Origin of the sequence: Nevskia sp. (assembly GCF_021732705.1) — a bacterium.
Lineage (GTDB): Bacteria > Pseudomonadota > Gammaproteobacteria > Nevskiales > Nevskiaceae > Nevskia.
This window is the reverse complement of sequence record NZ_JAKFUM010000002.1, coordinates 23291-36829: the sequence shown is the minus strand read 5'-3', so window position 1 is coordinate 36829 and position 13539 is coordinate 23291. Positions and strand designations below refer to the sequence as shown.

The 13539-nt window shown below is 68.4% G+C and carries 7 protein-coding genes and 1 pseudogene; 5 read left to right on the top strand and 3 right to left on the bottom strand.

The window, feature by feature from the left end; translation table 11 throughout:
• The first annotated feature begins 81 nt into the window (after positions 1–81).
• The 4 genes and pseudogenes from QZ951_RS00605 (at position 82) to QZ951_RS20355 (ending at position 7529) form a co-directional block, all read left to right on the top strand.
• Entirely contained in the window at positions 82–4887 is a 4806-nt protein-coding gene (locus tag QZ951_RS00605) for a GAF domain-containing protein (RefSeq protein WP_292997448.1), read from the top strand.
• The gene (locus QZ951_RS00600) at positions 4884–5519 is read left to right on the top strand and encodes a response regulator transcription factor (protein ID WP_292997446.1); all 636 of its coding nucleotides are present in this window, start codon (positions 4884–4886) and stop codon (positions 5517–5519) included. Before QZ951_RS00605 ends, QZ951_RS00600 begins: the two co-directional genes overlap by 4 nt.
• A gap of 24 nt (positions 5520–5543) precedes the next feature.
• Positions 5544–6248 (top strand): annotated as a pseudogene (locus tag QZ951_RS20360) (ferritin-like protein); the annotation flags it as partial.
• Positions 6249–6866: 618 nt separating this feature from the next.
• Positions 6867–7529, top strand: coding sequence for a CDGSH iron-sulfur domain-containing protein (locus QZ951_RS20355; protein ID WP_366943774.1), 663 nt, complete (start codon positions 6867–6869; stop codon positions 7527–7529).
• Between the two features lie 150 nt (positions 7530–7679).
• Here the strand turns inward: QZ951_RS20355 and mdeB are convergent, their stop codons facing one another.
• Positions 7680–10385, bottom strand: a complete 2706-nt coding sequence (gene mdeB / locus QZ951_RS00590) for an alpha-ketoglutarate dehydrogenase (protein WP_366943759.1) — start codon at positions 10383–10385, stop codon at positions 7680–7682.
• A 232-nt stretch (positions 10386–10617) separates the two neighbouring features.
• Here mdeB and QZ951_RS00585 point away from each other — a divergent pair, with 232 nt between their 5' ends.
• Positions 10618–11223 carry a hypothetical protein gene (locus QZ951_RS00585; RefSeq protein ID WP_292997440.1) on the top strand — a complete coding sequence of 202 codons (606 nt, stop codon included), beginning with the start codon at positions 10618–10620 and terminating at the stop codon, positions 11221–11223.
• A gap of 129 nt (positions 11224–11352) precedes the next feature.
• Here QZ951_RS00585 and cysC read toward each other — a convergent pair whose 3' ends face one another.
• Together cysC and glgA are read right to left on the bottom strand one after the other, a co-directional pair.
• Positions 11353–11973 (bottom strand): adenylyl-sulfate kinase, encoded by a 621-nt coding sequence (gene cysC / locus QZ951_RS00580; RefSeq protein WP_292997438.1) that lies wholly within the window; start codon positions 11971–11973, stop codon positions 11353–11355.
• A 107-nt stretch (positions 11974–12080) separates the two neighbouring features.
• A complete protein-coding gene (gene glgA, locus QZ951_RS00575; protein ID WP_292997436.1) occupies positions 12081–13514 on the bottom strand; it encodes a glycogen synthase GlgA in 1434 nt (477 codons plus the stop codon).
• Positions 13515–13539: the final 25 nt, after the last annotated feature.

The following is a 13539-nucleotide window of genomic DNA, read 5'->3' as shown; positions in this document are numbered from 1 at the left end:
GACCGACGCCTGCCGAACCTGGCATGGCGCCTCGCGTGGAACCGGATGCGCCGACACAGGCGTGCGCGCTACGATTTCGACGTGAACGATCCCGGTGCCTTCCTGCCACCTGCTGCCGCTGCTGGAATCGCCGGCGACGCCGCATCGTCGGATGGCAGCTGGCTGCTGTCGGCGCTGGTCGCCATCTCGCGGCACATGCTCGAACTGCCGGACCTCGATCATGCCCTGCGGCTGACCTGCGAGGCGCTGCAGCGGGCGAGCGATCTCGACCGCTTCTGGGTCATCCGCTACTCGCATGACGAACAGGCCGGCTTCATCGCCGCCGAAGCGCATCGCCCGGGTCTGAAGGCGCTGTGCGAGGTCATCGGCCCGGGTCCGTTCGCGTATGCCGAATACGAGGAAGTGTTCCGGCCGCTGCTGGCGGGAATGGTCTACAGCTCGCCGGTGGCGCAGAAGACCGGGGCGAACCATGCGCTCAGCATCGCGACGGCGTCGCGGTCCGATCTGTTCGTGCCGATCATCGTCGAACAGCGCTTCTGGGGCGCCATCGGCTGCGACAACTGCAGTCACGACCGGCCGTTTCAGGCGATCGAGATCGATGCCCTGCGCGCAGCGGCATCGGCGATCGCGTCCGCCGTCATCCGCAATCAGACCGAGCAGGCCCGGCGACAGGCGGAGATCGATCGGGCCGATGCAGCAGCGGAGGCGGCGCGTCGGCTCGAGCGGCACACGCGCCTGCTGGCGGCGGTGGCCGCGTCGGCCGAGGAACTGCTGGCGGCGCGCGATCCGGACAGCTGCTTCGGGGGCGTGCTGCGCCGCGTCGGCGAAGCGACCTCCGCCATCCGTGCGGCGATGGCGCGGATCGACTGGACCCCGGCCGATCCCGAGCGTCACGGCTGGCAGACGCTCGGTCACGAGTGGACACGCCCCGGCGTGCAGCGGCAATCCGATACGCCGATGGCACGCTTCGCCATGCTTCGGCACGACAGCACCTGGACGCGCTGCTTCGCCGAACTCCGGCAATCCGGCCGCCTGCTGGTCGAGATCGACACGCTCGACGAACCTTTTCGCAGCGAGCAGCTCGCACTCGGCGTCGCCTGGGGCGTCTGCTATCCGCTGATGATCGAAGGCCAGATCTGGGGCCTGCTGGGTTTCGACTTCGGTTGCGCGCTCGATGAATTCGCCGATGCCGATCTGGCAGCCATGCAGACCATCGCGTCGACCATCAGCGACGCATTGGCACGGCACCGGCTCGAGCAGTCGCGGCTGACGATCGAGCAGGCCCGCACCCGCGATGCGCTGGCGCTCAATGCCGTGCTCGAGGCTTCGGTCGCCGCGAGCCGCGCCCTGATGAGCGAAGAGCCGTTCGAGGCGGGCCTGCGACGCTGGCTGGCGTTGATGGCCGAGACCGTCGGTGCTGACCGGGCGGCGTTCGGCGGGTTTCCCGGATCATCGGTCGAGCCGTCGATTGCACTGAGCCAACTGCTCTGGACGCGTCCGGGCGTGCCGTCGCTGGCACCGGTGGAGGTCCCGCCGACGGCCGATTTCGTCGACTTCCTGCATCGGCTGAAGCGGGAAGAGGCGGTGTACGTCGGCATCGACGACCTGCACGATCCGCGGTCGCGCGCGCACTGGCAGGCGATCGGCTGCCGGGCCAACCTGCTGCTGCCGATCCGCTTTCGTGGCCAGGTCGATCACTGGCTCTGCTTCGACTGGTCGACCGAGCCCGCGATCGACCGTGCCTGTCTCGCCGCGCTTCGGGCCGCCTGCGACGGCATCGTCGCGGCACTCGAGCGCCACGACGTGCAGCGCGCCTTGCTCGAAGAGCGGGAAGTCAGCCTGCGCCAGGCACGGCTTCGCAACGAGGAACTGACACTGGCCAACGCCGCCATGCACAGCGCCATCGGCGGTTTCGGCGAGGACGACGACATCGATGGCTTTCTCGAACGCATGCTCGCCGCGACGCTGCCGCTCGCCGGCGCGCAAAGCGGCGCGATCGCGCTGATCGATGGTGAAACCGCCTACCTGCCGGTGCTGATGGGCCCTCAGGGGCGCATTCCGCATGCCGAGCAGCGCCATCGCGGCCTCGATGCCGTGTCGCTGGTCGCCGCTGAGGCACGGCGCCTGCTCGACGCGCTGATGGTCGATGGCATCGACAGCGTCGAGGTGCCCAACGCGGCCATCCGCCTGTGGCCGCGGTTCGTGCGCTTCAATCGCGAGCACGGGCTGCAGGGTCTGCGGCTGATACCGCTGCGCGCCGATCAGCGTCTGCTCGGGTGGCTCGGCCTCGCGTTTGCCAGCCGCGACGCCCCGGTGCAGCGGCCGCACGGGCTGCTGCGGCTGCTCGCTGACCAGATCACGGTATCCCTGGAACTGCTGCGTCTGGGCGACGAGGCCAAGTCGGCCGCGATCACGCAGGAGCGCGAGCAGGCCGCGCGCGAACAGGCGCAGCAGCTGACGCGCGCCAATCACGTGTTGCGACGATCGACCCTGAACCTCGTCGGCCTGCACAACGTGCCGGATTTCCTGCGCGCGCTGCTGCGTGAAGCCAACTCCATCGTCGGTGCGCGATCGGCCGCGATCTTCACCTACGACGACGCCACCGGGGACCTGCGGATGGCGTACTCGGTGACCGATGACCGGGACGATTCGATCGAACACGATCCGGCGATGGCCCTGTGGCGGGAGCCGGTGCCGCAGGCCATCTCGGCACCGTGGGTCGAGCGGCTGCGGCGGGAGGATCTGGTGTCCTTCGAGGTCGAAGCCGATCTCGAAGGACACCCGTGGCCGATCAGCATCGCGTGGCATCGCGCGCGCGGACACCAGCGCGTGATCGACATTCCGCTGATCGTCGGCGGCCGTCTGGTCGGCTTGTTCGGGCTGTGCTTCACCCGCCTCGACTGGCCCGGCACGTTCAAGCTGGAGCACGCCAGAGTGATGGCGCAGCATGCGTCGATCGCCCTGCAAATCGCCCAGCTGGCGGAGGATGCCCGACGCAGCGCCATCATCGAACAGCAGGCCCTCGCGGCGTACGAACGATCGCGGGCGCTGGAAGCGGCGAATCGTGCCTTGCTCGATCGCGAGGTGTTGCTCGGCGCTGCTGCGGAAGCCAGCCGCCTGCTGCTGGAATCCGCCGATCTGTCGAGCGCCCTGCCGCTTGCGCTCGAGCGTCTGGGCAAAGCCGGCGGCTGGAGTCGCACCCAGCTGATGCTGCACGAGGCGTGCGGCGATGGCGGTTCGACGCATCGGGTGCATGCCGAATGGGTCGGTGAAGCATTGATCGATCGGCTGGGCAGCCAGATGCATCGGGAACTGCCATCGCACTGGCTGGGCGACCACCTGCAGCGCATCCGCGGCGGCGAGCCGGTCTGGCTGATCGCGGGCGAACTGCCAGCGGCGACGCAGCGCTACTTCGAGCGCCTGCAGAACCAGACGTCGGCGATCCTGCCGATCCTGGTCGACGGGCACTACCAGGGCTTCGTCTCGTTCGACGATTGCGAGCGTCGCCGGCCCTATCGGCTTCACGAGATCGATGCCCTGTCGACGGCGGCGCGCGTGGTGGCGTCGGCGATGCATCGCGAGCGCCTGATCGACGTGGTCCGCCGAGAGCGCGAGAGTGCTGCGCGCCTGCGGCTTCAGGAACTCACCGGCGCGAATCACACGCTGCAGCAGACGCTCGATGTGCTGGCGACCGAAACGCGGGTCGAGCAGGCCCTGGGACGGGTCCTGATGGTGCTTTCCGAGCGCCTCGGCGCGCGTTCTGCCGCGCTGTGGCTGCGCGTACCGGGCACTGCCGACGGGGTCGACGTCACCGACTCCGCGGCCCGGTCGGTCGATGCCGCGGAACCGGTCCATCACGCGCGCTTCGCGGTGCATCTGATCTACGGCGACGGGCGCATCGTCGATGCCGACAGCGATGATCCGGTCTCCCGCGAATGGCCGGCAGGCCGGGACCTGCGCTGGAAGGAGCATGTGCGTCTGCGCCGACCGGTGGTCTACGATCTCGACCAGATGCCGGATCACGGCGGCCAGCTGCGCGCGTTCTTCGAGAAGCTCGGCGTGCGCGGGCTGCTGGGGGTGCCGCTGATTCTGGGCGACGAGGTGATCGGCACCTTCACCGCGCGGTTCACGGATGCCTGCAATTTCGGCGAGGAGCAGCTGCAGCTGGTGCAGGCGCTGGCGCATCAGGCGACGCTGGCCTTGCGCCTGCGCGAGCTGTCCGAGCGTTCGGCGAGCGAAGGCCGGCAGTCCGCCGTGCTGGCGGAGCGCAACCGCATCGGCCGCGAGATTCACGATGGCCTCGCCCAGAATTTCACCGGGCTGCTGATGCAGATCGAGGCGATGGAAGAGACGCTATCCGGCAATCTGTCGCCGGACATCGGCGGCTTCGTCGACAAGATCAAGGACCTTGCGCGGTTCGGGCTGGCCGAAGCGAGGCGCTCGGTGATGGCGCTGCAGCCATTCCAGAGCAAGGTCGGGGGGCTGCAGAGCGCCTTGCAGCAACTGGCGGATCGCTCGGCCGTGCCCGGCCGCATCCGCTGCGTGCTGAGCCAGCCGATTGCCGCGATCCGGCTGCGGCCGGCCATCGAACACGAACTGTTCCGCATCGCGACGGAAGCCGTCAGCAACGCCCAGCGGCATGGTCGGCCGAGTCGCATCGTCATCAGCCTGATGCGCGAGGCCGATGACGTCGTGCTGCAGGTGGATGACGATGGTCAGGGCATGGCCGAGATTCCGACGCTGTACGCGCATCAGGGTTTCGGGCTCGACAACATGCGCGAACGGGCGCGGGCGATCGGTGGACGGCTGGACATCGATAGCCGGACCGGGCAGGGCACCCGCATCTCTGTCCGCATCGCTGCCGATCAAGCCGAGGCCTCGACATGACGGCGCCCACCGCCCGCAAGACCACCGTGCTGCTGGCCGATGATCACCCGATCGTCCGGGATGGGCTCGCTGCGATCATCAACCTGCAGAGCGATCTGACCGTGATCGCCGAAGCCGGCGATGGCGAAACGGCCATCGCCCTGTTCGAGGAGAAGCAGCCGGATGTCGTCGTGCTCGACCTGCGCATGCCGAAGGCCGATGGCCTGACCGTGGTGCAGCGGCTGATCGCGCGCTATCCCGAAATCCGCATCTTGATCATGACCACGTACGACGGCGACGAGGACATTTTCCAGTGTCTCAGAGCCGGCGCCCGCGGCTATCTGCTGAAGGATGCGCCACGACAGGAAATTCTCAGCGCGATCCGTGCGGTGGCCGACGGAGGTCAGTACACCTCGCACTCGGTGGCGGCCAAGGCCCTTCAGCGCATGGCGCGGCCAAGCCTGACCCATCGCGAGATCGAAGTGCTGGTGCAGTTGTCGCAGGGCCGCAGCAACAAGGACATCGCGCGGCGTCTGAACATCACCGAGGGCACGGCGAAAACGCACGTCAAGAGCATCCTGACCAAGCTCGATGCAATCAGTCGGACCGAAGCGGTGGCCATAGCCCATCAGCGCGGCTTGATACACCTGTAACGGAAGACGAGACCGGCACCCGCCATGAGCATTGTCCAGATCGAATCGCGCGAACAGCTGATGGCCGCCCTCGGCGAGGCGGCCGAGATCGAGCACAACCTGATGTGCTGCTATCTGTACGCGATGTTCAGCCTGAAGGACTCGACCGACGAGGAACTGTCCGACGCCGAACTCGTCGCCGTCCGAAAGTGGCGTCGGGTGATCCTCGGTGTCGCGCTCGAGGAGATGACGCACCTGACACTGGTTGCGAATCTCACCGCCGCACTGGGCGGCACGCCGCATTTCGGTCGACCCAACTTTCCGGTGAGCCCGGGCATGTACCCGGCGGGCGTCGTGATCGAGCTGGCCCCGTTCGATCTCGACACGCTCGATCACTTCATCTATCTCGAACGACCGGTGGCGTCCGCGCTGTCCGATGGTCAGGGCTTCACCGCATCGAGCTATCGTCGCCGGGTCGATCGCTCGCGACTGATGCCGTTCGGGGGTGACTACGCCACGGTCGGCGAACTGTACGCCGCGATCGGCGAGGGGCTGCGCTACCTGTCCGGCACCCTTGGCGCGGACGTGCTGTTCTGTGGCGATCGTTCGCTGCAGGTACGACCGACCGATACAGCGCTGCCCGGTCTCGTGGCCGTGGCCTGTCTCGACAGCGCGCTGGCGGCACTGGACACGATCGTGGTGCAGGGTGAGGGTTCGGTGACCAGCGGCGACTCGCATTTCGCACGGTTCCAGACCATCCGCCGCGAGTATCAAGCGCTGCTGGAAGCAAGGCCTTCGTTCGCGCCGGCGCGTCGTGCGGCGCGCAACCCGCTGATGCGGCCGCCGATCGTCGCGACGGGTCGCCTGCACATCACGGCCGAGCCGGCAGCCAGCCTGATCGATCTGGCGAACGCCAGCTACGTGCAGATGTTGCGCCTGCTGCTGCAGGCCTGGGCCGTGCCGCAGCGGCCGGCGGTCGACAAGCGCGCGCTGCTGAAATCCGGCGTGCTGATGATGCGCGCGCTGGCACAGATTGGCAGTCGACTGAGCCAGCTGCCGGCCAGCGAATCCGCGCCCGGCTGCACGGCCGGCGTCAGCTTCGCGACGATCCGGGCGCTGTCACCGCTGCAGGGCGGAACGATCGAACGGGCAGTGCTCGGTGAGCGCAACCGGCAGTTGCTGGAAGCCGTCCGGCGTCTCTCCGCCGAGGATCACGCGCTGATCGCGGCAGGCGAGGCGCTGGAGGCCGCTCATGCGCTTCTGGCGGAGATCGGCATCGGCAGCGCGGCGCCGCCGCCGGCGGCCATGTCCTCGCCGGCGCTGCCCGCCGCTTCGGCGACGGCGTCCGGCCCGGCGGCGGCCGATCCGATGGCGTCGTCGGCCGCGGCAATCGCGTCGGACGGGATCGAGCGGGCGTCGGGCACGGCGATCGACATCGCGTTCGACGGCAAGCGCTGCATCCATTCACGGCACTGCGTGCTGAACCTGCCGCAGGTCTTCCTCGCGAACACGCCGGGTACCTGGATCAAGCCCGATGAAACGCGTCCCGAGACGCTGGTGTCGGTCGCCGAGAACTGCCCGTCCGGGGCGATCCGCTATCAGCGGCACGACGGTGGCCCGCAGGAGGCGCCGCCACGGGTGAATACGCTGCATGTTCGCGAGAACGGACCGCTGGCGGTGCGCGCGCCGATCGCGCTGCACGGAGCCGCGATCGGCTACCGCGCCACGCTGTGCCGCTGCGGACGCTCGTCGAACAAGCCGTTCTGCGATGGATCGCATGTCGGTGCCTTCGTCGCCAGCGGCGAACCCGCGACCGTGGATGCCACTGCGCTGGCCATTCGCGACGGGGTGCTCGCGGTCGATCCCGAACCGAATGGACCGCTGGCGGTCTGCGGCAATCTGGAAATCTGCGCAGGCACCGGCCGGACGGTGGCGCGCGTCACCGAGACACGGCTCTGCCGCTGCGGTGGATCGCGCAACAAGCCGTTCTGCGACAGCACCCACTTGGTCAACGGGTTCACCGCGGACTGACGCCCGACGCGACATCTGGATCGGCTCCGGCGCGAGCACGTTGACAGAGCGGCGGCCTTGCTGGTACTGCCTGATCCAGCCGCGAATCGGATCGAGCCCGTCGGTTCCGCAAGTTGCCGCCGGTTGCCCGCCGCCGTTGGCGAGATCAGCTCAGCGCGTCCACGGCGCTGACGCTGTCGTGTCGATGCCGTAGCGGCCGATCGCGTCGGTCACACGCGCGGCGTCCAAGTCACCGCTGCGCGCGAGGGCATCGAGCGTGGCGACGACGATCGAGCGGGCATCGACCTCGAAGAAGCGGCGCAGCGCGGCACGCGTGTCACTGCGGCCGAAGCCATCGGTGCCCAGCGTGAGGTAGCGGCCGTCGACATACGGCGCGATCAGTTGCGGATAGGCACGAACGTAGTCGCTCGCCGCGATCGTCAGGCTGGCTCCTGCCAGTTGCTGCGCGACATGGCTGATGCGTGCCGGCTGATCGGGATGCAGGCGATTCCAGCGCGCGGCATCGGCGGCATCTCGCGCGAGCTCGCTGAAGCTGGTGACGCTGTAGACCTGCGATGCGATGCCCCAGTCGTTCGCCAGCAGGTCCGCTGCCGCGATGACCTCGCGCAGGATGGTGCCCGAGCCGAGCAGTCGAACCACGGTTTTCGCGCCAGACACGAGATGGCCGCCGTAGCGATACATGCCCTTGATGATGTCGGCTTCGACGCCGGCCGGCAGCGACGGCTGGGCGTAGTTCTCGTTCATCACGGTCAGGTAATAGAACTCGTCGACCTGCCGTTCCATCATCTGCCGTGCGCCGTGGTCCATGATCACGGCCAGTTCGCAGGCGAAGGCCGGATCGTAGGCGCGGCAGTTCGGAACGGTGGCGGCGATCACGTGGCTGCTGCCGTCCTGATGCTGCAGGCCCTCGCCGCCCAGGGTCGTGCGGCCGGCCGTCGCCCCGAGCAGGAAGCCGCGGGCGCGCTGATCGGCCGCGGCCCAGATCAGGTCGCCAACGCGCTGGAAGCCGAACATCGAGTAGTAGATGTAGACCGGCAGCATCGCCAGACCGTTGACGCTGTACGAGGTGGCGGCCGCCGTCCACGAGGCGAGGGCGCCCGCTTCGTTGATGCCTTCTTCCAGCAGTTGACCGTCGATGGCTTCGCGGTACGACAGCATCGACGACGCATCTTCCGGCTCGTACAGCTGACCGACCGGCGAGTAGATGCCGACCTGCCGGAACAGGTTGGCCATGCCGAAGGTGCGCGCCTCGTCGGCGACGATCGGCACGATGCGCGGCCCCAAGCCCTTGTCCTTCAGCAGGCCGCCGAGCATGCGCACGGCGGCCATCGTCGTCGACATCTCCTTGCCGTCCGAACGCAGCGCGAACTCGGCGTACCTGGCCAGCGGTGGCACCGCGACCGGCTCGGCGACCGGGCGACGCGACGGCAGATAGCCGCCGAGCGCCTCGCGCCGGGCCCGCAGGTAGCGCAGTTCGACGCTGTCGTCGGCCGGCCGATAGAAGCGCAGGGCGGCGCAATCGTCATCCGACAGTGGAAGATGGAAGCGGTCGCGAAACACCTTCAGGCCTTCGACATCGAGCTTCTTGGCCTGATGCGACGTCATCCGCGACTCGCCGGCGCTACCCATGCCGTAGCCCTTCTTGGTCTTGGCCAGGATCACGGTCGGCCGGCCCTTGTGCGCCTTGGCCGCGGCGAATGCGGCGTGCAGCTTGCGCAGGTCATGACCGCCGCGCTTCAGGGCATCGATCTCGGCATCGCTCATGTGGGCAACCAGCCGCGCCAGCGCCGGGTCGCGCTGGAAGAAGTTCGCGAGGTTGTAGGCGCCGTCCTTCGCGCCCAGCGTCTGGTATTCGCCGTCTGGCGTGTTGGCGAAGATGCGCAGCAAGGTGTGCTCGGCATCGCGCGCGAACAGCGCATCCCAGTCCGATCCCCACAGCACCTTGATCACGTTCCAGCCGGCGCCGGTGAACAGCGCCTCGAACTCCTGGATGACCTGACCGTTGCCGCGCACCGGGCCATCGAGACGCTGCAGGTTGCAGTTGACGATGAAGGTCAGGTTGTCGAGCTTTTCGCGCGCGGCCAGGGTCAGCCCGGCGATCGACTCCGGCTCGTCCATCTCGCCGTCGCCGAACACGCCCCAGACATGACGCTCGCCGTGACGGCCCTCGACATCGTCGTTCGCGCCGCTGAGTTTGCGGTCGCACAGATAGCGCAGGAAGCGCGCCTGATAGACCGCACTGATCGGGCCCAGACCCATCGAGCCGGTCGGAAACTGCCAGAAGTCCGGCATCAGCCATGGGTGCGGATACGAGCAGAGCCCGCCGCCGGCGAGTTCCTGCCGATAGTGCGCGAGCTGCGATTCGCTCAGGCGACCTTCGAGGAACGCGCGGGCATAGACGCCGGGCGCCGAATGCGGCTGGAAATAGACCAGATCGCGCGCGTCGAAGAAGTGATTGAAGCCGGCTTCGAAGATTTCCGCGGCCGAGGCATAGGACGCGATGTGGCCGCCGAGATCGCCGTACGCGGCATTGGCCCGCATCACCATGGCCAGCGCGTTCCAGCGCAGGATGGCGGTGATCCGCTCCTCGATCGCGAGATCGCCGGGGTAGGCGCCCTGCTGGTCCAGCGGAATGCTGTTGCGATAGGCCGAATACGGTTGCGCGAGCGCCACGCTGCCGCGGTCGCGCAGGCGCGCCTCCAGTCGCTGGATCAGGAACTGCGCCCGCTCGCTGCCGGCGCCGGCCAGCACGGCGTCGAGCGATTCCAGCCATTCGCGCGTCTCGAGCGGATCGATGTCCGGAAGCCCGGCCGGGGACAGGCTATTGCTGCGGTTGCTTTCTGCGGTCATGGGCATGCTCGAACGGTCGCCCGGGGCGAACGCGAATCAGGAGTCGGCGGTGCGCCTTGCGCGGATTCGAACGCGCGGCAGCACGTCGGACGATACCAAGCAGCACGAGCGGTCGCAGGCATCGGTGCGCGGCGGTTCACCCGCCCTTGGTCGGCCAAAGGGGTACGCCGGGCGTCACCCGCTCAAGGCGCATGCGGTGGCGCCGATCACCCGCTGACCTCCCTCGCCGAGCAAGCCCATGCCTCGGAATCTTCCGCGCTGTACCCCATGGCCGGGGGCCCTCGTGCTCGGCGGATTGCTGGCGGCCACGATGTCGGTCGCCGCGCAGGCGCCGCGGGCGACGGTCGACGCTCAGGTCGGCGCTGCGGGCATGGCGGCCGATCCCGTCACGCCGCGGCCGACGGGCTGGTGGCAGGAATGGGCCGGCTTGCGCGCCAGCATCAAGCGCGAGCATCGGGCGGGCCCCGCCCGAACGGGGTTCGATCAGGCGCTGCCGTCGCTTGCCGCCCTGAATGGCGCGGCGGATCGCATTCCGCACCGGCCGGCGGAGGGCCTCGATGATGTTTCCGGCACGCTGTCCTACGCCAGCGGGCCGTATGCCGGCACGGCAGCGGTCCACGGCTACCGGGTCCCGGCGGCGGATCGTGCGTTTGCCATCGAATGGGATCTGGCGACGGCGTTCGCGCTCGGCGCCCGGGCGCGCTACGGCCGGATGACCGCGAAATACGCCGACTACCGCATCAACAACGACGCCCTGACCCGCAGCGCCACACCGTCGCAGTTCGGCAATACCCGAACCTTCTGGCTGCAATGGGAATGGCAGTGGCAATCGCCGTCGCGCTGATCGCGCATCGGCCACGCGGCGCAAGCTGAAGCCTTGCAGAGCGCCGACGCGCGCGGCCCCGTCGCGCGATCCGTCACGCGCGGGCGAGGGGCCTCGGGCCCGGCGGTGACTCGCCGAGCCCGTCGACGATCAGATGTCGAGAATCAGCCCGCGCTTGACCATCAGCGCGATCACGGCGTCGACTTCCTGCTGCAGCGTCATTTCGGCGGTCTTCAGCACCAGTTCCGGCGCTTCCGGCGCTTCGTACGGATCGTCAATGCCGGTGAAGTTCTTGATCTGTCCGGCGCGGGCCTTCTTGTACAGGCCTTTCGGATCGCGCTTCTCGGCTTCCTCGAGCGGGCAGTCGACGTAGATCTCGATGAAATCCATGCCGCTGTCGGCATGCAGCGTACGCACGGCATCGCGGTCGGCGCGGTACGGGCTGATGAAGCTCGACAGCGCGATGACGCCGGCATCGGTAAAGAGCTTGGCGATCTCGCCGATGCGACGGATGTTCTCGGTGCGGTCGGCGGCGGTGAAGCCGAGGTTCTTGTTGATGCCGAGTCGGATGTTGTCGCCGTCCAGCCGGTAGGTCAGGCGGCCGCGCTTCAGCAGTTCGTTTTCGAGCGCGACCGCGACGGTGCTCTTGCCGCTGCCGGAAAAGCCGGTGAACCAGAGCGTGGCGCCCTTCTGGCCGAGGACTCGGTAGCGGTCGGCGCGGCTGATTTCGCCGTGGTGCCAGTGGACATTGGTCGCGATCTGTTCGGTCATGCGGGACTCGGGGGTCGGTGCGTGGTGCGGTGGGCGGCTGCAGCGGGCGCGACTTTACCGAGCGCGCCGCTGCTTGGGAAATCGATCGAACGTCGCGTCGCGCCGGCTCAGCGATACAGCGCGAGGTACTGCCGGGCGGACGCGGCCCACGAGAAATCGCGGGACATGCCGCTGTGCTGCAGGCCGATGCGGGCGATCGGGTCGTGCATCAGCTCGACGCCGCGGCTGACGCCGTAGACGATGCCGCCGACATCCGCGTCCTCGAACACCACACCGGTCGCCGTGCCGTTCTTGAGCGTGCGCGGCGTGGCATCGACCACGGTATCGGCCAGCCCGCCGACCCGGTGCACGACCGGCACGGTGCCGTAGCGCTGGCTGTACATCTGGTTCAAGCCGCAGGGTTCGAACCGCGACGGCATCAGGAACAGGTCGCTGCCGGCCTCGATGCGCCGCGCGAGCTGATCGTCATAGCCGAGCTTCAGGCCGATGCGGCCCGGGTAGCGGGTCGCGGCGATCGCCAGTTCGGCTTCCAGCGCCTTGTCGCCGGCGCCGAGGATCGCCAGCTGCACCGGCAGCTTCATCAGTTCCGGCAGCGCGGCCACGACCAGATCGAAGCCTTTCTGGTCGGTCAGCCGGCCGATCATGCCGACGACGGTCATCGCCTCGTCGCGCGGCAGGCGCAGCTCATCCTGCAGCGCGTGACGGTTGGCGAGCTTGCCGGCCTTCAGGGTCGACGAGCTGTAGGTCTGGGCCAGCTGGGCATCGGTGGCCGGATTCCACGCGTCGGTGTCGATGCCGTTGAGAATGCCGTGGACGCGGGCCGACAGCTTGTCGAGCACGCCTTCGAAGCCGCAGCCGAACGCCGGTGTGCGGATTTCGTCGGCATAGCGCGGGCTGACCGTGGTGATGACATCGGAATAGACGAGGCCGGCTTTCAGGAACGACATCTGGCCGTAGAACTCCAGTCCGTCGATCGACCACCAGCCCGGCGGCAGGCCGAGCGACTCGAACGCCGCCCGCGGGAACAGGCCGCCGTACGCGAGGTTGTGGATGGTGAACACGGCGCGCGGTCCGGCCATGCGCAGCTTGAGCCAGGCCGGAACGAGGCCGGTCTGCCAGTCGTGGCAATGGACCACGTCCGGCTTCCAGCCGCCGCTGCCTTCGCCCGCGGCGAGCCGCGCCACCGCTTCGCAGAAGCAGCCGAAGCGCCAGGCGTTGTCCGACCACGGACGATGCTGCGGATCGTGGTACGGATCGCCATCGCGGCCATACAGCGGCGCGTAGTCGACCAGCCAGTGGATGACCGGCGAGCCGGCGAGCCGGCCTTCCCAGATCCGGAAGCTCTGGCCGCGAACGGTCATCGCGCCGATCACCGTCGGCGCTTCGAGCTTGTCGAGGCAGCCGCGATAGGCCGGCAGGACGACGCGAACATCGACGCCGAGGGCGATCAGGGCGGCCGGCAGCGCGCCGGCGACATCGGCCAGGCCGCCGGTCTTCACCAGCGGCACCGCCTCGCTGGCGGCAAACAGAAGTCGGGTCATGGGTTCCGCGGGAGGGAAGGGAGGA